Source organism: Streptococcus sp. HMSC36C04 (assembly GCF_001839535.1).
Lineage (GTDB): Bacteria > Bacillota > Bacilli > Lactobacillales > Streptococcaceae > Streptococcus > Streptococcus hominis.
Genome location: NZ_KV841595.1, coordinates 1 through 255, shown reverse-complemented (window position 1 = coordinate 255; position 255 = coordinate 1). Strand labels below are relative to the sequence as shown.

At 44.3% G+C, this 255-nt stretch carries 1 protein-coding gene; it reads left to right on the top strand.

The window, feature by feature from the left end; all coding sequences use genetic code 11:
* Positions 1-255: hypothetical protein (locus HMPREF3249_RS05220; RefSeq protein WP_142350229.1), on the top strand; the 255-nt coding region annotated here is incomplete at both ends.

Here is a 255-nt window from a genome sequence, read left to right as displayed (position 1 = left end):
CAAGCGGATTTAGCTGCGGTGAAAAAAGCTAATGCCGATAACGAAGCAGATTACCAAGCCAAGCTGGCAGCTTATCAAACAGAGCTGGCTCGTGTTCAAAAAGCCAATGCCGAAGCTAAGGCTGCCTATGAAAAAGCAGTAGCAGAAAATACAGTGGCCAATGCAGCGATTACAGCAGAAAACAAAGCCATCAAACAGCGCAATACAATCGCAAAAGCAGATTATGAAGCTAAATTAGCTCAATACCAAGCGGAT